General features: G+C 70.8%; 20 protein-coding genes. 15 read left to right on the plus strand and 5 right to left on the minus strand.

The features are described from left to right. Positions 1–187 precede the first annotated feature (187 nt). A complete protein-coding gene (locus SY2F82_RS06605; RefSeq protein ID WP_200418015.1) occupies positions 188–631 on the minus strand; it encodes an SRPBCC family protein in 444 nt (147 codons plus the stop codon). Between the two features lie 44 nt (positions 632–675). Next, the gene (locus tag SY2F82_RS06610) at positions 676–1602 is read right to left on the minus strand and encodes an alpha/beta hydrolase (RefSeq protein ID WP_200418016.1); all 927 of its coding nucleotides are present in this window, start codon (positions 1600–1602) and stop codon (positions 676–678) included. 197 nt (positions 1603–1799) lie between these two features. Here SY2F82_RS06610 and SY2F82_RS06615 point away from each other — a divergent pair, with 197 nt between their 5' ends. Then, positions 1800–2846: an Rv2578c family radical SAM protein gene (locus tag SY2F82_RS06615; protein ID WP_200418017.1), complete on the plus strand. Its 1047-nt coding sequence runs from the start codon at positions 1800–1802 to the stop codon at positions 2844–2846. Positions 2847–3415: 569 nt separating this feature from the next. Beyond that, positions 3416–4252 carry a tetratricopeptide repeat protein gene (locus tag SY2F82_RS06620; protein WP_200418018.1) on the plus strand — a complete coding sequence of 279 codons (837 nt, stop codon included), beginning with the start codon at positions 3416–3418 and terminating at the stop codon, positions 4250–4252. A 252-nt stretch (positions 4253–4504) separates the two neighbouring features. Here the strand turns inward: SY2F82_RS06620 and SY2F82_RS38705 are convergent, their stop codons facing one another. Further along, entirely contained in the window at positions 4505–5989 is a 1485-nt protein-coding gene (locus SY2F82_RS38705; protein ID WP_236041232.1) for a hypothetical protein, read from the minus strand. 229 nt (positions 5990–6218) lie between these two features. Between SY2F82_RS38705 and SY2F82_RS06630 the strand changes: the two genes are divergently transcribed. From SY2F82_RS06630 to SY2F82_RS06640, 3 genes are all read left to right on the plus strand, one after another. Beyond that, positions 6219–6602, plus strand: coding sequence for a hypothetical protein (locus SY2F82_RS06630; RefSeq protein ID WP_236041233.1), 384 nt, complete (start codon positions 6219–6221; stop codon positions 6600–6602). A 272-nt stretch (positions 6603–6874) separates the two neighbouring features. Beyond that, on the plus strand, positions 6875–8464 hold the full coding sequence (locus tag SY2F82_RS06635; protein ID WP_200418019.1) for an alpha/beta hydrolase: 1590 nt from the start codon (positions 6875–6877) through the stop codon (positions 8462–8464). A gap of 71 nt (positions 8465–8535) precedes the next feature. Continuing rightward, entirely contained in the window at positions 8536–8949 is a 414-nt protein-coding gene (locus tag SY2F82_RS06640; RefSeq protein ID WP_200418020.1) for a RidA family protein, read from the plus strand. A gap of 13 nt (positions 8950–8962) precedes the next feature. On the opposite strand, the gene SY2F82_RS06645 is transcribed toward SY2F82_RS06640, so the two are convergent. Beyond that, a complete protein-coding gene (locus tag SY2F82_RS06645) occupies positions 8963–9538 on the minus strand; it encodes an adenylosuccinate lyase (RefSeq protein ID WP_200418021.1) in 576 nt (191 codons plus the stop codon). A 364-nt stretch (positions 9539–9902) separates the two neighbouring features. On the opposite strand from SY2F82_RS06645, the gene SY2F82_RS06650 reads away from it, so the two are divergent. From SY2F82_RS06650 to pssA, 9 genes are all read left to right on the plus strand, one after another. Beyond that, positions 9903–11708: a 3-hydroxyacyl-CoA dehydrogenase family protein gene (locus SY2F82_RS06650; protein ID WP_200418022.1), complete on the plus strand. Its 1806-nt coding sequence runs from the start codon at positions 9903–9905 to the stop codon at positions 11706–11708. Positions 11709–11844: 136 nt separating this feature from the next. Then, positions 11845–12657, plus strand: coding sequence for a TetR family transcriptional regulator (locus SY2F82_RS06655; protein WP_200418023.1), 813 nt, complete (start codon positions 11845–11847; stop codon positions 12655–12657). A gap of 785 nt (positions 12658–13442) precedes the next feature. Continuing rightward, complete coding sequence (gene ccrA, locus SY2F82_RS06660; RefSeq protein WP_200418024.1) at positions 13443–14780, plus strand: crotonyl-CoA carboxylase/reductase; 1338 nt, start codon at positions 13443–13445, stop codon at positions 14778–14780. 17 nt (positions 14781–14797) lie between these two features. Continuing rightward, entirely contained in the window at positions 14798–16900 is a 2103-nt protein-coding gene (locus tag SY2F82_RS06665; RefSeq protein ID WP_268980374.1) for a protein meaA, read from the plus strand. Beyond that, the gene (locus tag SY2F82_RS06670) at positions 16897–17871 is read left to right on the plus strand and encodes a CoA ester lyase (protein WP_200418025.1); all 975 of its coding nucleotides are present in this window, start codon (positions 16897–16899) and stop codon (positions 17869–17871) included. Before SY2F82_RS06665 ends, SY2F82_RS06670 begins: the two co-directional genes overlap by 4 nt. 5 nt (positions 17872–17876) lie before the next feature. Further along, complete coding sequence (locus tag SY2F82_RS06675) at positions 17877–18404, plus strand: MaoC family dehydratase (RefSeq protein WP_200418026.1); 528 nt, start codon at positions 17877–17879, stop codon at positions 18402–18404. 3 nt (positions 18405–18407) lie between these two features. After that, positions 18408–19613: an acyl-CoA dehydrogenase family protein gene (locus SY2F82_RS06680; RefSeq protein ID WP_200418027.1), complete on the plus strand. Its 1206-nt coding sequence runs from the start codon at positions 18408–18410 to the stop codon at positions 19611–19613. Between the two features lie 171 nt (positions 19614–19784). Further along, complete coding sequence (locus tag SY2F82_RS06685) at positions 19785–20432, plus strand: phosphatidylserine decarboxylase (RefSeq protein ID WP_200418028.1); 648 nt, start codon at positions 19785–19787, stop codon at positions 20430–20432. Between the two features lie 22 nt (positions 20433–20454). Further along, positions 20455–21276 (plus strand): CDP-diacylglycerol--serine O-phosphatidyltransferase, encoded by an 822-nt coding sequence (gene pssA, locus SY2F82_RS06690; protein ID WP_200418615.1) that lies wholly within the window; start codon positions 20455–20457, stop codon positions 21274–21276. A 574-nt stretch (positions 21277–21850) separates the two neighbouring features. On the opposite strand, the gene SY2F82_RS06695 is transcribed toward pssA, so the two are convergent. Beyond that, complete coding sequence (locus tag SY2F82_RS06695) at positions 21851–22969, minus strand: glycerate kinase (RefSeq protein ID WP_200418616.1); 1119 nt, start codon at positions 22967–22969, stop codon at positions 21851–21853. A 205-nt stretch (positions 22970–23174) separates the two neighbouring features. Here SY2F82_RS06695 and SY2F82_RS06700 point away from each other — a divergent pair, with 205 nt between their 5' ends. Beyond that, positions 23175–24245: an ADP-ribosylglycohydrolase family protein gene (locus SY2F82_RS06700; protein WP_200418617.1), complete on the plus strand. Its 1071-nt coding sequence runs from the start codon at positions 23175–23177 to the stop codon at positions 24243–24245. Positions 24246–24253: the final 8 nt, after the last annotated feature.

The raw sequence follows: 24253 nt of genomic DNA on the forward strand, positions 1-24253 counted from the left end.
GGAGCGCTACGGCGCACCACCGCGCCCCGGGGAAAACCACTCGAAACGGTGAGCGCGAGAATCAGCCCGTCGACTGACGGCGCGCGCCCCGGGGAGCGGAACACCAGTTCCGAGCCCCCGGAGCGCACAGGGAGTCATGGCGGTGCGAACGGGCTCCCGCCGCTCGCGCCCGATGCCGTACGCCCCGTCACTTCTCCACGTCGGCGGCGAGCTTCGCGAGGATCGCGTCGTAGATCCGGGCGAGGCCCTTGGGCGCGAAGGTCTTCTCGAAGAAGCCGCCGATGCCGCCGGCACCCTTCCAGGTCGTGGTCACGACGACCCGGGACCTGCCCTCGCCGGCCGGGGTGACCCGCCAGGTGGTGACCATGGAGGAGTTGCGGTCCTTCTCGACGAGTTCGCCGTCGGTCGGCTCGCTGACCTCCAGCAGGCAGTCACGGACGCGCTTGCTGGTGGCCTGGAGCTTCCAGTGCACGAGGGTGCCCTCGCCGTCGCCGCCCTCGCGCACCTCGTACTCGCTGAACTGCTCGGGCAGCAGCCGCGCGCGGGTGCCGCTGTAGTCGGCGAGCGCGTCGAACACCGTCTCCGCGTCCGCCGCGATGGTCCGCTCCGTGGTGGCCTCGACCTGCGCCATGACCTTCCTCTTCCTGTACGTGTGATGGGGTGTGCGCCATCCCATCACACCCGGGGCGTCGCCCCGGACCGCACCCGTGCCGTCAACTGCCGCTCATCCTCTGCGGACACCGACAGGCGCTCTTCGAAGAACGCGAGCGCGCGCAGGTGGTACGCGCGCGCCGCCCAGCCCAGGCTGATGTTGTGGCCCGCCGCAGGCTGGCGTTCGACGCGGACCACCGGCGCCGCCGTGAGGCGCGCGGTGAGGTCGGCGAGGTCCCGTTCTCCGTGCAGCCACCACGCCTCGTGCTCGGCGAAGGTCAGCCTCACCGGGATCCGGACCCGCGGCGCCAGGTCCTCGAACAGCGCGGGCCAGTGGGCGACTTCGGCGGCCTCACGGGCCGGCATGGGTGCGATGAGCGAGCCGATCGAGCGGATCGTCCCCGGCGGATACAGCCACAGGGGACCCCAGTTGCGCCCCCGGTGCGCGCCGCGCCCGATCTCGAGCAGTTCGGCGGGCTCGACGCCGTAGCGGTGGCCGCAGCCGGATACGTCCAGTGCGAGCAGCCCGTCGGCGCGCGCGGCCGTCACGAGGGCGAGTTTGCCGCCGTAGGAGTGCGCGAGCAGGAAGAAGCCCGCTCCGGTGGCGTGCCGCGCCGCGAACGCCTCCAGGGCGGCCTGGAGCACCTCGGCCTGCTCGGCGAGGGTCTGCCCGTCGGGCAGCCGGCCGGCGGACAGCCCGTAGCCGGGCCGGTCCACCGCGAGCACCGTGAAGCCGAGGCGCGCTCCGAGGGTGAGGAGGGACAGGTCGGGGTGGGCCTGCCCGTCGAAGTAGCCCGCCGTCATGCCGCCGCCGTGCAGGGCGACCACGGTGGCGCGCGGCGCGCCGTCCGGCACCTCGGCGAGCAGGCAGGACAGCGTGATGCCCGCGGCTTCCAGGGTGAGATGACGTACGCCCTCGGAGGGGCTCCCCGGCGGTCTCGACTGCTGCATCCCTCTGTTATGACGCAGACAGGGCCGCGGGGGTGAGGGGCGCGCCGACATGGCACGCGCCGACGCGCGACTGCCCGCCCCGGAAAGCCGCAGGTCGGGGGCGACCTTCCCTTAATTCGAACCTGCGACCGAATCCACATCGCGATCAAGGGAACGTGTGTTCTATTCTGTGGCGCAGTGCTATCGAGGAGGCGCCCATGCGCTGGGATCATCTGGCCGAGAACCCCGCCGCGGCCCGGGGCGCCGCGCTGTTCGACGCCGACGCGGTGACCACCCGCACCTTCGACACCCCGGAATTCCGCGGCATCACCTTCCACGAGGTGCGGGGGCGTTCGATCGTGAACCGGGTGCCGGGCGCCTCCCGCATGCCCTTCGAGTGGACGGTCAACCCCTACCGGGGGTGCACACACGCGTGCGTGTACTGCTTCGCCCGCAAGACGCACAGCTACCTCGACCTCGACACGGGGCTCGGCTTCGACACCCAGATCGTGGTGAAGGTCAACGCCCCCGAACTGCTGCGCGCCCACCTCGGCTCCCCCCGCTGGCGCGGCGAGCACATCGCGATGGGAACCAACGTCGACTGCTACCAGCGGGCCGAGGGCCGCTACCGGTTGATGCCGGGCATCATCGCGGCACTACGCGACCACGCGAACCCCTTCTCCATCCTCACCAAGGGCACCCTGATCCTGCGCGACCTCGACCTGCTGAAGCAGGCCGCCGAGGTCACCGACGTCGGCATCTCCGTCTCCGTCGGCTTCACCGACCAGGAGCTGTGGCGCACCGTCGAACCGGGCACCCCCGCCCCGGAGCGCCGGCTGGACGTCGTGCGCACGCTCGGCGAGCACGGCATCGGCTGCGGTGTCCTGATGGCCCCCGTGATCCCCTTCCTCAGCGACCACCCGGCCCAGCTCCGCGCCACCGTACGGGCGATCGCCGCCTCCGGGGCGACCTCGGTGACCCCGCTGGTGCTGCATCTGCGTCCGGGCGCGCGCGAATGGTTCATGGCCTGGCTGGAGCGCCGGCATCCGTACCTCGTACGCCGTTACGAACGGCTGTACGCGGACGGCGCCTACGCCCCGAAGTGGTACCAGCGCCGGATCACCGGCCAGGTGCACGAACTGGCCCAGGAGTACGGCATCGGCCCGACGCGCCCCGGGATGCCACGCAGGATCCGCCGATCCGAGCCCGAACCCGTCGCGGCGGAACCCACGGCGACCGGACCGACACAGCTCTCGCTCCTGTGAGCGACGCGGATACGAGCGGCCCCTGTGGGTGCAGTGAGGCCGGCCACACCCAAGAGCGCTTTGTCGAGCTCACGTGGATCGACCAGCGCACCCTTCAGCGCATCGAGCGCGACGCGAGCGACCCCGGTGAGGCCACCTGCTCCACATCTTGACGCCCTCGGGATGCGCGTCTCCGTCCTCGTCGACTCGGGAAATCCCACCCGTCCACCACTGGCGAAGCGAACGGGCGGGGCCGTATACGGGAGCGCCATCGGCGAGCGTGGACCACCGGCGTGCCGATGTGACCCGGCTTGTGCGCATCGATCGTGCGGGCCTCAGCCGACGTGAACCCGGCCCGGGCGAGCAGACGTTCCCAGACGGCCGGCCGGTAGCAAGACGATGGTCTCGATCACCCTGCGAGGCCAAGGGCTCCTCCGCGCCGGGATGCGCAGAGGATCGAGACGGCCGTCTGCTCGCGGTCATCCGAGAACCTGACCCGAACTTGCGGGTCACCGTGCCCGCTTGACCTGCGCGGACCCGTGGGCCAGCTCTCCTCGAGCAGGCGTGCGCAGCGTCCGTATGCTCCGCGCATGAAATTCTTCCGGCCGCGCGGCCGAATCGACGCCGGGCAGAGGACGAGATCGCCCTTGGCACCGGTCATGGCCCTGTACGAAGCCGGGCGCTATGCCGAGGCGGAGGCCGAGGCCCGCGCCGTGGCCGCGGCCCGATCCCGGCCGCGCGACGACCCGCACGCGCCGCTGGCGCTGAGCATCGCCGCTCTCGCGGCGAGCGGCCAGGGCCACCACGCCGAGGCCCTCGCCACATACGACGCAGTTCTGCCGGTCTTCGGCAGGGTCTTCGGCGCCGAACACCCGCTGACCCTGAAACTGCGCTCGGACCGCGCCCAGACGGCGCTGAGCGCGCTTGACCAGCACGCCGAATGCGAGGCAGAGTGCGCGGCCGTTGCCCGGGCCGCGACCCGCGGCACGGGGCCGGAGATGCCGCTCATAGCGGCGGCCGCCCAGAACGGACTGATCTACGCCCTCAACGCACAGGGCCGCCACCCGGAGGCTGAAGCGCTCGCCCGCGAGGCGCTCACCGCCCCTCGCATACCGGACCGGTTCACCCTGGTCCTGCGGCTCGGCCTGGCCCGCAGCCTCAACGGGCAGGCCCGCCACGAGGAGGCTCTCGCCGAGGCGGAGCGCGCCGACGAGCTGCATCGCAGCCTGCCCGAGGGGCAGCGCCGGCCGGAAACCGGCGCCGTCGAACTGGCCGCGGCCACCGCCCTCCTGGGGCTGGGGCGCGGTACCGAGGCCCGCACCCGGGCCGCGGCTGCGCACGACGCCTGCCTGGCCGCCTTCGGCCGGGACCACCGCCGCACCGCGGAGGCGCGAGCGCTGCTCGACCGCATCATCAACGGCGCTTGACCGAACGCGCCACGCCGGCTCAGACGGAGCTGGGGGCGCGTTGGTAGGCGCCGCGGTCAGCGTCCGCCAGGTGTGCCAAGCACACAGTGTGGCCAGGGACATGGAGGCCACGGCAACCGAGCGGATCGGTGTCCGAAGGGTGCGCGCGCCACCCACGAGCAGATGACGGCGACGGTGGCCCTGGCGAGTTTTTCGGGGCCTGTTCCCGGCGCCGTGTGGCGCCGGGAACGGGCCCGTACGACGTGCGTCACGTCAGTGCAGGTTCTGCACCGCCGGGTCGGTGAAGCCGACGGCGAAGACCGTGCGCAGGGACGAGGTCGTCGAGCCGTTGTAGCCGTAGCAGGCGTCCAGCGTGCTCGTCGGCGTGTGCTCGTCGTACCTCGGGTCGCTCGGGCTGTAGCAGATGCCCTCGGTCAGCCCCCACAGCTCGTCGACCTGGGTCGCGTCGAGCTTCGGCCAGTAGCTCAGGGCCTGCGGCGGCCCGGCCGCCCAGTTGCCGCCGGCCGCGCAGGTCGTCCCGGCCCGGGTGTCGCCGATCCACGTGTGGGAGTACACGCCGGGCTGGGTGCCGCAGCCCTTGTGGAAGGCGAAGTTCAGCACGCCCTGGTCGTCGGTCCAGGTCATGCCGCCCTGCAGGCCCCGGTAGCGGGAGGCCGCGTAGGCGTCCTGGATGACGGTCTTGCCACTGGACATGTTGAGCAGCCCCGGGTAGGTCGAGGAGCTCGTCGGGTTGAGCTGGTAGCGCACCACGCGGCCGCCGTCGACGCCGCCGTACCACTCGCCGGTGACCAGCTTGTACGGGCTGCCGCCGGTCTTGTCGAGGGAGAGCCAGGAGTAGCAGAGGTGGTCGGGGTCAAGGGTGCCGGCGTTCGCGTCGGAGTCGCACGCGGTGGGTGTGCCCGACTGCTGGTAGTAGTGCACCTCGGGCAGCACGTACGGGTAGCCGCACGCGCTGGAGCGGCCGCCGTTGATGCCGTAGGTGCTGACGCCGGAGCCGTAGTCGTCGACCTTGGCGAGCTTGTTGATGTCGAACACCCGGATGCCGTGTGCGGTGTCCGTGACGTAGATGTAGTTCGAGTACCAGACGATGCCACCGCCATGGCCCGTGACGAACTTGAAGTTCGACGCGCTCGACGAGGTGCTGGTCGGCTCGGCGAGCAGGACGTGGCGGTACTTGCCGGTGTCGCGGTCGATGAAGGTGAGCTTCAGCAGGTTGTCCGTCTTGCAGCCGCTGGAGGTCTCCCCGGACAGCGTCTCGTAGTGCCAGGAGACCGCGGCGACGTGGTCTCCCTGGATCGCTCCGTCGCTGCCGTCGGCCGTACCGGTGGTGCTCAGGCCCTGCGGGTACCAGTGCTGGGTGGTGTCGTCGCCGTGCGCCGACGACCAGCACCAGGCGACCTTGGTGGTCACCGGCGGCAGCGCCTTGGTCTCGTTGCCCGAGCAGGTTCGCATCGAGCGCAGGTTCAGCCAGGAGTCGGTGGCACCCGACGAGTTCGTGGTGTAGTTCGTGGTGATGACGTCCGTCAGACTGGCGTGGTCCGTCAGGTAGTTGTTGTAGAGGTTGTTCGTCGCAGCGACGTAACTGGTGTCCGTCATCTTGAACTGGTCGCCGCTGAGCGTCAGCTGCGTCACCGTGGGTGTGTCCGCCGCCGTCGCGGGCTGTCCCGCCAGCCCGGCGAACAGGGCGGCCGCGGCCGCGACCACGGCCAGCCGCCTGAATCTTCCTATGGGCGCCACGCGCACCTTCCATGAAGCGAACCGAGGCATGTCTCGTCTGGGGCATGCCAACCTGCAGAGCGCATAGAGCATAGGCGAGGCGTGCGGAAGAGCACGGCACGCAGGGGGCGTTCGACCCGGAATCGGTGGTGGGCCACGGGGCCCCCGGTATGGCCTGTTTGACACTCGTTGCACTCACATCACTTCCCCTATACCTCGTCATGACCAATGACCAGAAGGGGGAACACTCATGAAATCGATCAATACGACTGGAAGAGTCGGCAGGATCCGCGCGGCGACGGCCGCACTGGCGGCGACGGGCGCACTGTTGGCGGGCGGAACCGTCACAGCTCGGGCAGCGGATCAGAGCGCCACAGCGACCTGCTCCTACCCCTACGTCTGCTTCATCAAGAACGGAACCGTCATCGGCCGGTTCAAGGACGTGACGTCGGGCTGGCAGGCCCTGCCGTCGAAGCCGAGTGCACCGCTCAGCGTGGTGAACACCCGGCACGACGACGTGGCGTACATCCGCTGGGTGGGCGGCACCACCGCGTGCCTCCCGCCGCAGAGCACGTTCAGCGTCTCCGGCGGACAGCTCGACGCCGTGCGCATTTCCAGCTCGGCGACCTGCTGACGGACGTGGGGCCCAGGGCAGCATGCCGTCTGCCCTGGGTCCTTGGCGGTCGGGTGAGCTGCCGGGTCGGCCCGAGCCTGTGCCGGGGGGACCCCACGGTGACCGGCCCGCTGCAGCTGTCGCTCCTGTGATCGACGCGCATACGAGCGGCTTGCACGGCCCAATCGGGTCAACCGCAGCCTGAACAGCGCTCTTCCGGACGGTCTTTCCGAGACGATGCGGCGAGGACCCGGCACTCGCGGTCCGAACCCCTCCGTCCTGGGAGGTCCGACATGACACACCGCGCAGCCGTGCTGTGCGGCGCCGCCCTGGTGGTGGCCGGGATGCTCACCACGGTCCCGGCCGACGCGAGCACACCGCGCACCACGGACACCGCACCGGCGGCGCCCCTCACCTGGAAGAAGTGCGGCACCACCAAGTATCCGACGCTCCAGTGCGCGACCGTCACGGTGCCGCTGGACCACGCCACCCCGCGCGGACAGCAGATCACACTGGCGCTGTCCCGCGTTCCGCACACCGCGAAGACGTATCAGGGACCGCTGCTGGTCAACCCCGGCGGGCCCGGAGGCAGCGGTCTGACCCTCGCCGGATACGTCGCCTCCTCGCTGCCCAAGACGGTGGCGGCGCAGTACGACGTCATCGGCTTCGACCCGCGGGGCGTGGGAAAGAGCAAGCCGGCCCTGAACTGCACGCCCGGCTACTTCACCCCGGTCCGCCCGGACGCGATTCCCCTCACCCCTTCCCGGGAGAAGGTGAACCTGGCCCGCGTCGCCTCCTTCGCCCGTGCGTGCGCCACCAAGTACGCGGACGTGCTGCCGTACATGGACACGGTGAGCACCGCGCGCGACCTGGACGCGATCCGGCAGGCCCTGGGGGCCGAGAAGATCAGCTACTTCGGCTACTCGTACGGGACCTACCTGGGCGCCGTCTACGCGAAGCTCTTCCCCCAGCGGGTGCGCCGTCTGGTGCTCGACTCCATTGTCGACCCCGAGGGGGTGTGGTACGAGAACAACATCCGGCAGGACTACGCCTTCAACGACCGTCACCGGGCGTTCCTGGCGTGGGTGGCGCGACACGACGCGGTGTACGGGCTCGGCACCGATCCGGTCGTCGTCGAGGTCAAGTGGAAGGCGATGCGGGCGGCGCTGGCCTTGAATCCGGCCGAGAAGAAGGTGGGTGCCTCGGAGTTGGAGGACACCTTCATGCCGGGCGGCTACTACAACGGCTACTGGCCGCACCTCGCCGAGGCGTTCGCGGCCTATGTGAACGACAAGGACCCCCGTCCGCTGGTCGAGGCGTACAAACGCTTCGGCGCGGTCAACGCCTCCGGGGACAACAACTACTCCGTCTACGCCGCGGTGCAGTGCCGTGACGCCTCCTGGCCGCGCGACTGGTCGCGGTGGGGCGCGGACACATGGGCGGTGTACGCCAAGGCGCCGTTCATGACCTGGAGCAACGCCTGGTACAACGCGCCGTGCGCGTTCTGGCCGACGGGATCGCTGCGGCCGGTGGACGTGTCCAACGACACGCTGCCGCCGGCGCTGCTGTTCCAGGCGACCGACGACGCCGCGACGCCGTACCAGGGCGGGATGACGGTGCATCACCTGCTGCACGACTCCAGCCTGGTGGTCGAACAGGGCGGCGGCAACCACGGCGTCACCCTGAGCGGGAACGCCTGCCTCGACAGATATCTGGCGGCTTACCTCGCCGACGGTACGGTGCCGCGCGGCACCGGCGACATCGACGCGGTGTGCCAGAAGCTCCCCGATCCCAAGCCGCTGACCGGCAAGTCCGCGTTCCCGGAGGCGTCCGGCGCGGGGCACGGTTCGACGCTGCACGGGCTGCTGGGCTTCCGCGGCTGAGCGGCCGGGGGGACGGCGCCCGTCGGGGACGTCGAAGGTCACTGTCACACCCGTGGTCCACCATGGGACCCATGAGCGAGCTGACCAGGATTCCCGCCCCCGACGGGGTCGCCCCCGCGGCCCCCTACTCCCACGTCGTCATGGGCACCGGCCGCTTCGTCGCGATCTCCGGCCAACTCGCCCTGGACGAGGGCGGCAAGCCCGTCGGCGAGGGCGACCCGGCGGCACAGGCCCGGCAGGTGTTCGAGAACCTGCGCCGCTGCCTGGCGGCCGCCGGAGCCACCTTCGACGACGTCGTCAAACTCACCTGTTTCGTCACCGACATGGCGTACATGCCTGCGATCCGCGAGGCCCGCGCCGCGCACATACCCGACGACCGGCTGCCCGCGTCGTCGGCGGTGCAGGTGGCGGCCCTGGTGCGCCCGGAGTTCCTGATGGAGATCGAGGCGTACGCGATCGTGCCGGATCGATCCGTGGCTCGGTGATCCCGCGCGGTGGTCACCGCCCGCCGGGGATGCGGGCCAGTGCGCGGACCGCCGCCTCCGCCAGGGCCGGATGGGCGAGCGCCTCGTTCAGAACGGGCCTGGCGCGGGGGTCGCCGAGTGCGCCCAGCCCCTCCACACAGGCGAGCGCCACCTTGCGGTAGGGATCGTGCGGGTGGAGCCGGCGCTGCAACGTGGTGATCAGCGCGGGCACGGCCTCGGGGGCGCCCAGTTCGACGAGCAGGCGTACGGGGTGGAGGGCGTAGGCGACGCGCAGCTCGTTGGTGGCGAGGGCGGCCGCCGCGCGGGCGGTGCGCGGGTCGCCGAGCCGGGCCAGGGCGTGGGCAGCCGAGGCGCAACGCTGCGGGTCGCGGTGGTTGAGCAGCAGGACCAGCGTCTCGAAGGACCGCCGGTCGCCCGCGACGCCGAGCCGGAAGGCGGCCAGTTCCCGGGCCCACAACGGCTGCCCCGGCTCGGTCAGCACGGCGGCCAGCTCGTCCTGATCACCGGTCGCCACCAGCCGCTCGCAGGCCGGGGACCCGCCGCTCTCGGCCCGCACACGCTCCGTGAGTGATCGCAACGCTTCGTCCATGCTCCCGAGCCTAGGGGCGCGGCCGGGGCGGCGGGACCCAGATCACAAACCTGAGGGCTGGCGCGCTCGTTACCCGCGGGTTAAGCTCAGACGAGCGAGTTACCCACTCGCGAGACTCGCGGCGGCCTGGTGACGCAGCCGTCGTGAGTGCTGGTCGGTTCGGTACATCACGTACCTCAGTACGACCCGGCTCCGGGACAGGGCCGGTCGGTATCGCCGTTGGCGGGCGTGTGCACGTCCGTGACACGGCTCCGGGCGTGTGCGCTCGTCAGCCCGGCAAGCACCCGCACTCTCCGCCCTGCGGTGCGCCCTCGGCGCACCCAGGCGCGCTCCCTCAGTCGTCACCCTCATCTGGAGTCCCGCGATGGCCACTCCCTTCTCCGACACCCCCCTGTCCCCGCTCAAGACCGTTGCCGTCGTCGGCCTCGGCACCATGGGCACCGGCATCGCCGAGGTGCTCACCCGGGCCGGCCGCGAGGTCGTCGGCATCGACATCGACGAGGCCGCAGCCTCGAAGGCCGTCGCCACCCTGGAGACCGCCACCGCCCGCGCCGTCAGCCGCGGCCGCATGACCGAGCGGGAACGCGAGGACGCCCTCACCCGCTTCCGCACCTTCACCGACCTGCGGGCCGCCGCCGACGCCGACCTGGTGATCGAGGTGGTCCCGGAGTCGTACGAGATCAAGCAGCAGGTCATCCGCGCCCTCGACGACATCGTGCGCCCGGACACCATCCTCGCCACCGGCACCAACGCCCTCTCCGTGACCCGGCTCGCCGCCGACTCGGCCCGCCCCGAGCGCGTCCTCGGGCTGCACTTCTTCAACCCGGCCCCGGCGATGCGGCTGGTGGAGATCGTCTCGTCCGTGCTGACCGCGCCCGCGGTCGTCACCGCGGTCACCAACCTCGCCCTCGACCTCGGCAAGGAGCCCGTCGCGGTGGGCGACCGGCCCGGTTTCGTCGCCGACGGCCTGCTGTTCGGCTACCTGAACCAGGCTGCCGCGATGTACGAGTCCAAGTACGCCTCGCGCGAGGACATCGACGCCGCGATGAAGCTGGGCTGCGGGCTGCCCATGGGCCCGCTCGCCCTGCTCGACCTGATCGGCATCGACACCGCCCGCACGGTCCTGGAGGCCATGTACGCCGCCTCCCACGACCGTCTGCACGCGCCCGCGCCGATCCTCAAGCAGCTCAGCGAGGCGGGCCTGACCGGCCGCAAGGCCGGACGCGGCTTCTACACCTACGAGGCGCCGAACAGCCCGGTCGTCGTCCGGGACGCGCTGACCCCGCTGGAGGGCGACTCACTCGTCCCGGGTCGCACGGTGCGCTCGGTCGGTGTCGCGGGCTCTGGCACCATGGCGTCCGGGATCGCCGAGGTCTTCGCCAAGGCCGGGTACGAGGTCGTGCTCGCGGCCCGCACCGAGGAGAAGGCCCAGGCCGCGAAGGCCCGCATCGGCAAGTCGCTGGCGCGCTCGGTCGACAAGGGCCGGATGACCACGGAGGCGGCCGCGCAGACGCTGGACCGGATCCGGCCGACGGGCTCCTACGACGACTTCGCGGACGTCGACCTGGCCCTGGAGGCCGTCGCCGAGGACCTGGAGGTCAAGCGGCAGCTGTTCGCCACGTTCGACAAGGTCTGCAAGCCGGGCGCGATCCTCGCCACCACCACCTCCTCGCTGCCCGTCGTCGCCTGCGCCCGCGCCACCTCGCGCCCGCAGGACGTGATCGGCATGCACTTCTTCAACCCGGCGCCGGCCATGAAGCTGGTCGAGGTCGTCCGCACGGTGCTGACGGCGGAAGACGTCCACGCGACAGTGCGCGCGCTGTGCGGCTCGATCAGGAAGCACCCCGTCGACTGCGGCGACCGCGCCGGATTCATCGTCAACGCGCTGCTGTTCCCGTATCTGAACAACGCCGTGAAGATGGTGCAGGAGCACTACGCGTCCCTCGACGACATCGACGCGGCGATGAAGCTGGGCGGCGGCTATCCGATGGGCCCGTTCGAACTGCTGGACGTGGTCGGACTGGACGTCTCGCTCGCCATCGAGAAGGTGCTGCACCGGGAGTTCCGCGACCCCGGCCTGGCCCCCGCGCCGCTTCTGGAACACCTGGTGGCCGCGGGCTGCCTCGGCCGCAAGACCGGCCGCGGCTTCCGCGAATATGCCAAGCGCTGACCGGCGCGGCGACCGGCTCCACGGCGGCGCCGACTGGGGCGGACTGCTCGACCCGACCGGTCACCCCCCGCCCGCGCGGGGCGGGGGGAACCCGGGGCATGCGCACCATCCTGCGCAGATGCAGTACGTTCGGGTCATGTCCCAGCCCGCCAAGTCCTCACGTACACCAGCTACGCCCGACGCGCCGGAGAGTGCCGCAGGCTCTCGCGCCGCCGCCCAGCGGCTCAAGATGCGCCGGGAACTGGCGGCCGCGGCGATGGAGCTGTTCGCCACCAAGGGGTACGAAGCGACCACCGTCGACGAGATCGCGGCAGCCGCGGGGGTCGCCCGGCGCACCTTCTTCCGCCACTTCCGCTCCAAGGAAGAGGCGATCTTCCCGGACCACGACGACACCCTGATCCGGGCGGAGGCGGTGCTCAACGCCGCGCCCGCGCACGAGCACCCGCTCGACACCGTGTGCCGCGGCATCAAGGAAGTCATGAAGATGTACGCGGCCCGGCCGGAGATCTCCGTGCAGCGCTACAAGCTGACGCGCGAGGTGCCGACGCTGCGCGAGGCGGAGATCGCCTCGGTCGCCCGCTACGAGCGCCTCTTCACCCGCTACCTCCTCGGCCACTTCGACGAGCACGCGCACGACGACGACGCGAACGACGACCCGCTGCTCGCCGAGGTCGCCGCCTCAGCGGTGGTCACCGCGCACAACCACGTCCTGCGGCGCTGGCTGCGGGCGGGCGGCCAGGGAGACGTGGAGGCGCAGCTGGACCACGCCTTCGCAATCGTCCGCAAGACGTTCGGAACGGGGATCGGGGCCGGGCGGGACACCGCGCCCCGGACGGCGAAGGCCTCGGCGACCACGCACGGGGAGGTGTTGGTCACGGTGGCCAGGACGGACGCGCCCCTGGACGAGGTCATGCGCACCATCGAGCAGGCGCTCAAGGAGCGCTCGTAACCCCAGCCCGGTCCATGGGTCGGCCGCGGCGCCCGACCGCGACGCCGGCCGCGGCGCGGGGAACGGCTCGGAGCGCAGCGGGCCACCGGCTCCGGGTCCGCTCCCCCGGTCACCGTCTGCACCACCGGGCGCCCTGTCGCCAAGAGGGCCCGGCACGTCGTGCCCTGCGGTGGACGTCAGGAGCCACTGGGCACGCGCCCATCCACTCCTTCTCCTTCCCGTCCCGCGGGCTGCCCCCCAGACCCCGGCAGTCCGCCTGGCGGCCTCGTCCTCGAACTGCGGGGCCCGGCCCCTGGGCTGCGTCCGGGCCGGGCCCCGCAAGCGGCGCACGGGCACGCAGTCCCCTCCGGGGCCCGGGGAGGCGCCGGCGATCCCAGCAGGCCCGGCTGCCTGGCCTGCTGGCCTGCTGGCCTGCCTGCTGCCTTCTGTGACAAGGGCCTCCGCAGCGTCTACTCAGCGGTAGCTTTGATCGATCATCGCTCATTTGTTACGTAAAGATTTCATCTGAGTGGACTTTCTGGCACCCAGTGCCTTGCGAGGTGACACGGGGTGCCATACGGTGATGGTGTCCGGGCGGCCGGCGTGCAGAGACCTTTCGTACGCCGGCTGTCCCCGCAAGCCCTTCGGCGAGCGCGCCCGGACGCCTGCGTCACAGGCAACTTCCGCGCCACAAAGCGCTGCCCAGCACCACCTCCGCCGAACCGACGGCACCCCTCTCACCAACAGCAGCACACCGACGTAACCCTCAGCGTCTCCCCTCAAGACGCCATTCGCCGGAGGCAACCGTGAAGGACATCCTGGACGCCATTCAGTCGGGGACCGCCACGTCCGCCGACTTCGCCGCCCTCCCCCTCCCCGAGTCCTACCGCGCGGTCACCGTGCACAAGGACGAGACGGAGATGTTCGCGGGCATGCCCACCCGCGACAAGGACCCCCGCAAGTCACTGCACGTGGACGAGGTCCCGCTGCCCGAGCTCGGCCCGGGCGAGGCCCTGGTGGCCGTCATGGCCTCCTCGGTCAACTACAACTCGGTGTGGACCTCGATCTTCGAGCCCCTGTCGACGTTCGGCTTCCTCGAGCGCTACGGCAAGCTCTCGCCGCTGACCAAGCGGCACGACCTGCCGTACCACATCATCGGCTCCGACCTCGCGGGCGTCGTCCTGCGCACCGGCCCCGGCGTGAACGCCTGGAAGCCCGGTGACGAGGTCGTCGCGCACTGCCTGAGCGTCGAGCTGGAGTCGCCCGACGGGCACGACGACACCATGCTCGACCCCGAGCAGCGCATCTGGGGCTTCGAGACGAACTTCGGCGGTCTGGCAGAGATCGCCCTGGTCAAGTCCAACCAGCTGATGCCGAAGCCGGACCACCTGAGCTGGGAGGAGGCCGCGGCCCCGGGCCTGGTGAACTCCACCGCCTACCGGCAGCTGGTCTCCCGCAACGGCGCCCAGATGAAGCAGGGCGACAACGTCCTGATCTGGGGCGCGAGCGGCGGCCTCGGCTCGTACGCCACGCAGTTCGCGCTCGCGGGCGGCGCCACCCCGATCTGCGTCGTCTCCTCGCCGCAGAAGGCGGAGATCTGCCGCAAGATGGGCGCCGAGCTGATCATCGACCGCAACGCCGAGGACTACCGGTTCTGGAAGGACGAGAACACCCAGGACCCCAAGGAGTGGAAGCGCTTCGGCAAGCGCATCCGTGAGCTGACCGGCGGCGAGGACGTCGACATCGTCTTCGAGCACCCCGGCCGCGAGACCTTCGGCGCCTCGGTGTACGTCACCCGCAAGGGCGGCACGATCGTCACCTGCGCCTCCACGTCCGGCTACATGCACCAGTACGACAACCGCTACCTGTGGATGTCGCTGAAGCGCATCGTCGGCTCGCACTTCGCGAACTACCGTGAGGCGTACGAGGCCAACCGGCTCATCGCCAAGGGCAAGATCCACCCGACGCTGTCGAAGGTGTACTCCCTGGAGGACACCGGTCAGGCCGCCTACGACGTGCACCGCAACCTCCACCAGGGCAAGGTCGGCGTCCTGTGCCTGGCGCCCGAGGAGGGCCTGGGCGTGCGCGACCACGAGATGCGCGCCAAGCACATCGACGCCATCAACCGCTTCCGGAACGTCTGAGGCGACGGAGGTCACAGATGACTGAGCGTCAGCCCTCCGGGACGGGGAGGGAGACCGCGCCTGCGACCACGGGCGTGGAGCGCCCTCTGCCGCAGGCGCAAAAAGAAAGGGACCGGCCGTGGCTCATGCGGACCTACGCCGGTCACTCCACGGCCGAGGCGTCCAACGAGCTGTACCGGCGCAACCTCGCCAAGGGGCAGACGGGTCTGTCGGTGGCGTTCGACCTGCCGACGCAGACCGGCTACGACCCCGACCACATCCTCGCCCGCGGCGAGGTCGGCCGGGTCGGGGTTCCCGTCTCGCACCTCGGTGACATGCGCCGGCTGTTCCAGGACATCCCCCTGGAGCAGATGAACACCTCGATGACCATCAACGCCACGGCCATGTGGCTGCTGGCGCTCTACCAGGTCGTCGCGGAGGAGCAGGGCGCGGACATCACCAAGCTCCAGGGGACGACCCAGAACGACATCGTCAAGGAGTACCTGTCCCGCGGGACGCACGTCTTCCCGCCGGGACCGTCCCTCCGCCTGACGACGGACATGATCGCGTACACGGTCTCCCACATCCCGAAGTGGAACCCGATCAACATCTGCAGCTACCACCTGCAGGAGGCGGGCGCCACGCCGGTCCAGGAGATCGCGTACGCGATGTCCACCGCGATCGCCGTCCTCGACGCGGTGCGCGACAGCGGTCAGGTGCCGCAGGAGCGCATGGGCGACGTCGTCGGCCGTATCTCCTTCTTCGTGAACGCGGGCGTCCGCTTCATCGAGGAGATGTGCAAGATGCGGGCGTTCGGCCGCATCTGGGACAGGATCACGCGCGAGCGGTACGGCATCGAGAACCCCAAGCACCGCCGCTTCCGCTACGGCGTCCAGGTCAACTCGCTCGGACTGACCGAGGCGCAGCCGGAGAACAACGTCCAGCGGATCGTGCTGGAGATGCTGGCCGTCACCCTCTCCAAGGACGCACGCGCGCGTGCCGTGCAGCTTCCCGCCTGGAACGAGGCGCTGGGCCTGCCCCGCCCCTGGGACCAGCAGTGGTCGCTGCGCATCCAGCAGGTGCTGGCGTACGAGAGCGACCTGCTGGAGTACGACGACATCTTCGAGGGCTCGAAGGTGATCGAGGCGAAGGTGGACGAGCTGGTCGAGGCGGCGCTCGCCGAGATCGAGCACATCCAGGAGATGGGCGGCGCGATGGCGGCCGTCGAGTCCGGTTACCTCAAGTCGCAGCTGGTCGCCTCGCACGCGGCACGCAGGGCCCGTATCGAGTCGGGCCAGGAGAAGATCGTCGGCGTCAACATATTCGAGGGGACCGAGCCGAACCCGCTGACGGCCGACCTGGACACCGCGATCCAGACGGTCGACCCGGCGGTGGAGGCCCGCGTCATCGAGTCCCTCCAGCGCTGGCGCGACACCCGCTACCAGCCGCCCTTCAACCACCCGCGCCCCTGCAAGGCGCTGGAGCGGCTGAAGGAGGCCGCCAAGGGCACCGAGAACCTCATGGAGGCCACCCTGGAGTGCGCCCGCGCCGGGGTCACGACCGGCGAGTGGGCCGGGGCCCTGCGCGAGGTGTTCGGCGAGTTCCGCGCCCCGACCGGCGTGTCGTCCGCGCCCGTCGCGGTGGCTCCCGAGGAGGGCACCAAGCTGGCGGAGGTCCGCCGCAGGGTGGACGCCACCGCCCGCGACCTGGGCGTCGGCAAGCTCCGCTTCCTGGTGGGCAAGCCGGGCCTGGACGGTCACTCCAACGGCGCCGAGCAGATCGCCGTGCGGGCCCGTGACGCCGGGTTCGAGGTGGTCTACCAGGGCATCCGGCTCACCCCCGAGCAGATCGTGGACGCGGCCCTCGCCGAGGACGTGCACGCGGTCGGCCTGTCCATCCTGTCCGGATCGCACGCCCAGCTGGTGCCCGACGTGCTGGAGCGGCTGCGCGAGGCCGGCGCGGCCGACATCCCGGTGATCGCCGGCGGGATCATCCCGAACGGCGACGCCGAGCAGCTCAGGGCCGCTGGAGTGGCCGCGGTCTTCACCCCGAAGGACTTCGACATCACCGGGATCATCGGCCGTATCGTCGACGAGATCCGGAAAGCGAACAAGCTCGACCCCCTGGAGGTCCCCGCATGACCACGCCCGCCCCGCAGGTCAACCGCCTTCGTCCGCGGCGCTCCTGCCTGGCCGTACCGGGCTCGAACCCCCGCTTCCTGGAGAAGGCGCAGGGCCTCCCCGCGGACCAGGTGTTCCTGGACCTGGAGGACGCGTGCGCGCCGCTCGCCAAGCCGGAGGCGCGGCACACCATCGTCAAGTTCCTCAACGAGGGCGACTGGACGGGTAAGACCAGGGTGGTCCGGGTCAACGACTGGACGACCGAGTGGACGTACCGTGACGTCGTGACCGTGGTCGAGGGCGCGGGGCCCAACCTCGACTGCATCATGCTGCCGAAGGTGCAGAACGCCGAGCAGGTCGTCGCCCTTGACCTGCTGCTGACGCAGATCGAGAAGACGATGGGCTTCGAGGTCGGCCGCATCGGCATCGAGGCGCAGATCGAGAACGCCCAGGGCCTCAACAACGTCAACGCGATCGCGCAGGCCTCCCCGCGTATCGAGACCATCATCTTCGGCCCGGCCGACTTCATGGCGTCGATCAACATGAAGTCGCTGGTCGTGGGCGAGCAGCCGCCCGGCTACCCGGCGGACGCCTACCACTACATCCTGATGAAGATCCTGATGGCCGCCCGCGCCAACAACCTCCAGGCGATCGACGGCCCCTACCTCCAGATCCGCAACGTCGACGGCTTCCGTGAGGTCGCCGGCCGCGCCGCCGCACTCGGCTTCGACGGCAAGTGGGTGCTCCACCCGGGTCAGGTGGACGCCGCCAACGAGGTGTTCTCGCCGTCCCAGGAGGACTACGACCACGCCGAGCTGATCCTGGACGCGTACGAGTACTACACGTCGGAGGCGGGCGGCAAGAAGGGCTCCGCGATGCTCGGCGACGAGATGATCGACGAGGCCAGCCGCAAGATGGCCCTGGTCGTCGCGGGCAAGGGACGCGCCGCCGGCATGCAGCGCACCAGCAAGTTCGAGATTCCGGAGGCGTGAGCGGCATGCAGTTCGGACGGACCTACGAGGAGTTCGAGGTCGGGGCGACGTACAAGCACTGGCCGGGCAAGACGGTCACGGAGTACGACGACCACCTGTTCTGTCTCCTCACCATGAACCACCACCCGCTCCACATGGACACGAACTATGCGGAGAAGACGACGGACTTCGGCAGGAACGTCGTCGTGGGCAACTACATCTACTCGCTGCTGCTCGGCATGTCCGTCCCGGACATCTCCGGCAAGGCGATCGCCAACCTGGAGATCGAGTCCCTCAAGCACGTGGCGCCGACCTTCCACGGCGACACGATCTACGGGGAGACGACCGTGCTCGACAAGTGGCCCTCGAAGTCGAAGAACGACCGCGGCATCGTGCACGTCGAGACCAAGGGCTACAAGCAGGACGGCACCCTCGTGTGCGTGTTCCGCCGCAAGGTGATGGTGCCGACCGAGACGTACCTCAAGGAGCGCGGCGGCGAGCAGCCGGGCCGCCCGGAACTGCTGGACATTTCAAAGCGTGAGCAGGAGAAGTAGGCCATGACCCGACTCGCCCAGACCGCCGGTCTGACGGACGTCCAGCAGGAGATCATCTCCACCGTCCGGGACTTTGTCGACAAAGAGATCATCCCGGTCGCGACCGAGCTGGAGCACCGCGACGAGTACCCGCAGCAGATCGTCGACGGCCTCAAGGAGCTGGGGCTGTTCGGTCTGATGATCCCCGAGGAGTACGGGGGTCTGGGCGAGTCGCTCCTGACCTACGCGCTGTGCGTGGAGGAGATCGCCCGCGGCTGGATGTCGGTGTCCGGCATCATCAACACGCACTTCATCGTGGCGTACATGCTCAAGCAGCACGGCACGCAGGAGCAGAAGGACTACTTCCTGCCGAAGATGGCGCTCGGCGAGATCCGGGGCGCCTTCTCCATGTCGGAGCCGGGGCTGGGCTCCGATGTGTCCGCGATCACGTCGAAGGCGGTGAAGGACGGCGACGAGTACGTCCTGACCGGCCAGAAGATGTGGCTGACCAACGGCGGCACCTCCTCGCTCGTCGCCGTCCTCGTGCGAAGTGACGAAGGACACCCCGAGGGAACCGCGCCCCACAAGTCGATGACGACCTTCCTGGTGGAGAAGGAGCCCGGCTTCGGCGAGGTCCGCCCCGGCCTCACCATCCCCGGGAAGATCGACAAGATGGGCTACAAGGGGGTCGACACCACCGAGCTCATCATGGACGGCCTGCGGATTCCGGCCAATCGGGTGCTCGGCGGGGTCACCGGCCGGGGCTTCTACCAGATGATGGACGGCGTCGAGGTCGGCCGGGTGAACGTCGCGGCCCGTGGCTGCGGGGTCGCTCAGCGTGCCTTCGAGCTCGGCGTGTCGTACGCCCAGCAGCGGCACACCTTCGGCAAGCCGATCGCCCAGCACCAGGCCATCCAGTTCAAACTGGCGGAAATGGCCACCAAGGTCGAGGCGGCGCATGCCATGATGGTGAACGCGGCACGCAAAAAGGACTCCGGTGAACGAAACGACCTCGAGGCAGGGATGGCGAAGTACCTCGCCTCCGAGTACTGCAAGGAGGTCGTGGAGGACGCCTTCCGGATCCACGGCGGCTACGGCTTCTCCAAGGAGTACGAGATCGAGCGCCTCTACCGCGAGGCCCCGATGCTGCTGATCGGTGAAGGTACCGCCGAAATCCAGAAAATGATCATCGGTCGCCGACTGCTCGAAGAGTATCGACTCCAGGGTTAGATATGCCGATACGGGGTGTTTTCTTCGCGAAGAAGATCACACCCCGTCAACACTCTTCGGCCGTCGACTCGGCCTTCTGGCTTGCCCAGTTGTGGTCCGCGACCGGTACGATCGGCCGGAAAGCCGCCGTCCCCCGTTGAAGCGCGGCATCACTCGCTACGAAGGTCATCCATGCCCCACAGCCAAACCTCTGCACCACGCGGCCGGGTCCGCCTCGCGCGCGGAGCATCGCCGTGGCTTCTCCCGACCGTTGCCACCGCAGCCCTCAGCCTGGCCCGCGCGCGCCGCTCCGGCGCCGCGAAGGCCGTGGCCGTGCCCGCCACCGCACTCGCGGCGGGCATGCTGTGGTTCTTCCGCGACCCGGAGCGCGAGATCACCCAGGGCCGGGTCATCTCGCCCGCCGACGGTGTGGTGCAGAGCATCATGCCGTGGAAGGACGGCCGCACCCGCGTCGCGATCTTCATGAGCCCCCTGAACGTCCACGTCAACCGTGCGCCGCTGGCCGGCACGGTGACGTCGGTCGAGCACATTCCGGGCGGTTTCGTTCCCGCTTTCAACAAGGAGAGCGAGAACAACGAGCGCGTCGTCTGGCACTTCGACACCGAACTCGGTGACATCGAGATGATCCAGATCGCCGGCGCGGTGGCCCGCCGCATCGTCCCCTACGTCCCCCAGGGCACGAAGGTGGAGCAGGGCGACCGTATCGGCCTGATCCGTTTCGGCTCGCGTGTCGACATCTACCTCCCCGAGGGTGTCGAGATCGCGGTGGAGGTCGGCCAGAAGACCGTGGCTGGGGTGACGCGCCTTGACCGTGATTGATCCCGATACCCAGTCCGGCTGGGTGCCGGAGGCCGCCGAGGTGGACGACGAGGAGGAGATGCCTCTCTCGCTCCGCCTCTCAATAGCGGACACGCTCACCCTCGGCAACGCCACGTGCGGGTTCATGGCGGTGTACTTCACCACCACCGGCATCCTCATCCCGCACCTGACGGGCAACGACGAGTCGGCGGGCATGGCGCGGCACAGCGCGGCCACGGCGGTCATCCTGATGCTGTGCGCGGCGGTCTTCGACCTGTTCGACGGCCTGGTGGCGAGGAAGCTGCGGTCGTCGCCGATGGGCGCCGAGCTGGACAACCTCTCGGACCTGATCAGCTTCGGCCTGGCGCCGGCGTACTTCGTGCTGGTCTACGGCATGGTGGCGGACGACGCGCACCAGAGGGTGGCGGCGGTCGGTGCGATCGTGGTGCTGCTGGCGGTGGTGCTCCGCCTTGCGCGCTTCTCGTGCGTGACGATGAAGGACGGGATGTTCCAGGGGATGCCGTCGCCGTTCGGCGCGCTGACGGTCGTCTCGATCGTCCTGCTGGAGCTGCCGTTCTTCGCCACGCTGCTGGCGATCCTGGGGACGGCGTGGCTGATGGTGAGCCGGGTGGAGTACCCGAAGCCGCGGGGTCGGCTCGCGGTGGCGATGCTGTCGTGGATCGTCCTGTCGATGGGGCTGCTGGCGGCGTGGGCCTTCGACGCGCCGAGCGGTCAGCTGCTGCTTCAGACGGGCTGCGCGCTGCAGCTGGTCATGGGCGCGGTGATCCCGCTGTTCGCCACGGCTCGCCGGGTGAACAACTTCCGTGGCAATCGCCGGGAGGCGCGGGCGGCGCAGTTGCCGTAGCGCGCGACGCTGCGCTGTGCTGCGCTTCGGCGGAGGGCCCCGAACCGGGTTGGGTTCGGGGCCCTCCGCTTTGCCCGGGGCGCACGTGGGGTTGTCTCGCCCCCGCCGCCCCTACCCTTCCCGTCCCTGGGGGCTGCCGCCCCCAGACCCCCGCTTCGGCCTTGACGGCCTCGTCCTCAAACGCCGGACGGGCTGAGAATTCAGCCCCTCCGGCGTTTGAGGAGCGGGGGCCCGGGGGCTGGCCCCCGGATGGGGTCTGGGGCGAAGCCCCAGCGGGATGCGGGGGCGGAGCCCGGCGAGGGGTGCAGGGGACGCAGTCCCGGCCGCGGCCCGAGGCAGGAGGCCCCGCCAGCGGTGCACGGGACGCAGTCCCCGCCGGGGCCCGAGGCAGGAGGCCCCGCCAGCGGTGCACGGGACGCAGTCCCCGCCGGGGCCCGAGGCCGGAGGCCCCGCCAGCGGTGCACGGGACGCAGTCCCCGCCGGGGCCCGGGGGCGGAGGCCCTGGTGGGGTTGAAGGGGCGGAGTCCCTGGAGGTGGGACGGGTAGGGGCGGCGGGGGCGAAACCCGCTCCGGCTCAGCCCAGGTGGTCCCGCGCGATCCGTTCCGCCACCCGCTCCAGGATGGGCCCCGCGTCCGCGATGCACCGCGCCACGTCCGGCTCCGCCTCCGTCAGCGGGTAGGCCCGCCCGATGCCCGCCCTCTTCAGCGCCTCCGGCGGCAGGGCCAGGCGGCCGCAGACCGCCACGACCTCCTTGCCCGCCGCGCGCGCCGCCGCCGCGACCCCGGCCGGGGCCTTCCCGTGCAGCGTCTGCTCGTCCAGCGAGCCCTCGCCCGTGATCACCAGCGAGGCCCGCTCGAGCGCCGGTGCGAAGCCCAGGACGTCCAGCATCACCTCGATGCCGGGGCGGAACCGCGCCCCGAGGAGCAGGGCCCCGTACCCGATGCCGCCCGCGGCCCCGGCCCCCGGCGCCACCGCGTACTCCGCGGCCCGCGCCCCGATCGCCTCCTCCAGCACCTTCGCGCAGTGCGCGAGCGCCGCGTCCAGCGTCTCCACGTCGTCCGGCGAAGCCCCCTTCTGCGGTCCGTACACCGCCGGGGCGCCCTTCGGCCCCGTCAGCGGGTTGTCCACATCGCTCGCGAGGATCAGGTCGACCGAGGCCAGCCGCGGGTCCAGGCCCGACAGGTCGGCACGGGCCAGCTCCGCCAGTCCCCCGCCCCCGGGCGCCACCGGCTCCCCCTCCGCGTCCAGGAACCGCGCCCCGAGCGCGGTCAGCATCCCCGCGCCCCCGTCCGTCGTCGCGCTCCCGCCGACCCCGAACACGATCGTCCGCGCCCCCGCGTCCAGCGCGGCCCGCAGCAGCTCACCGGACCCGTACGTCGACGCCGTCAGCGGCGCGAAGACCCCGGCGGGCAGCCGCTGCAGCCCGCTCGCCTCCGCCATCTCCACGACCGCCGTGTCGCCGCGCAGCGCGAACGCCGCCGTCACCTCGTGCCCGAGCGGCCCCGCGACCCGCACCTCACGTCGTTCGAACCCGGCCGCGACCGCCGCGGCCACCGTCCCGTCGCCCCCGTCGGCCACGGGCAGCGCCTCCACCTCGAGGTCCGGCACGACTCTGCGCAGCCCCGTGGCCACCCGCTCCGCGACCTGGACGGCCGTCAGCGACCCCTTGAACTTGTCCGCGGCGATGAGCACCCGCCGTGCCGTTCGCGTGTCGTTCACTGCAGCGTCCGCCACCTGCAATCCCCTCGCTCTCCGGGCCCCGCGCACATCGAACACGGCAGGGCAGTCGCGCCGCTGTGACCCTAACCGCACCGCACCTGCGCCGTCATGCCCCGTCCGGCCCCCGGAATCCGCGCGAGCGCCCCGGGAATCGGGTAGACCTTCAGCCATGACCGCCATGACCCCTGTGGGCACCGATCTCGCGGACCGCGTCCTCGGCGGCTGGCTGGGCCGGATCGCCGGCAACATGCTCGGCAAGCCGGTCGAGCGGGGCGATGTGTGGACGCGGGAGCGCATCGACCGCTATCTGCGGCAGGCCTCGGCGCTGCCGCTCACCGACTACCTGCCCGAGCCCGCCACCGAGAGCGACGCCTTCGACCTGCGCCCCGAGTGGCGTCAGTGCGTGCGCGGCCGCATCCACGGCAGCTGCCGCGACGACGACGTCGACTACGCCCTCCTGGGCCTGGACCTGCTGGAGACGCACGGCTTCGGCTTCAGCACCGAGCAGGTCGGCGACCAGTGGCTGCTCAGGCTGCCGTATCTGCAGACGTTCACGGCCGAGCGGGCCGCCTACCGCAATCTCGCGGGCGGCCTCAAACCCCCGCTGACGGCCACCTACGACAACCCCTACCAGGAGTGGATCGGCGCCCTGATCCGCGCCGACGTCTACGGCTGGACCTGCCCGGGCGTCCCGCGCCGCGCCGCCTCGCTGGCCCGCCGGGACGCGGTCCTGTCCCACACCGGGAACGGGGTGTACGGGGCGATGTGGGCGGCCGCGCTGATCTCGGCGGCGTTCACCGCGCCCACCGTCCGGCACGCGCTCGACACCGCGCTGACGGTGATCCCCGCGAGCAGCCGCCTCGCCCGCACCGTACGCCGGGTGATCTCGCTCCACGAGACCCGGCTGAGCTGGGAGGAGACGCTGGACGCGGTCTCGGAGGAGACCGCCGGGCTCGGCTGGATCCACACCGTTCCGAACGCGGGTGTCATCACGGCCGGGCTGTTGTACGGCGACGGCGACTTCACCCGCACGATCGCGCTGACCGTGCGCGGCGGCCTGGACACCGACTCCAACGGCGCGACCGCAGGCTCGGTCGCGGGCGTCCTCGCCGGCGCGGAAGCGATCCCCGCGCGGTGGAAGGACCCCCTGGAGGACACGGTCCACAGCGCCGTCTTCGGCTTCGACGGTGTCCGCATCAGCGAGCTGGCGGAACGGACCCTGCGGCTCGCGGAAGCCGAGGCGGCCTGAGCGAGCCG

This window comes from Streptomyces sp. Y2F8-2 (genome assembly GCF_014905555.1).
Classification (GTDB): Bacteria; Actinomycetota; Actinomycetes; order Streptomycetales; family Streptomycetaceae; genus Streptomyces; species Streptomyces cynarae.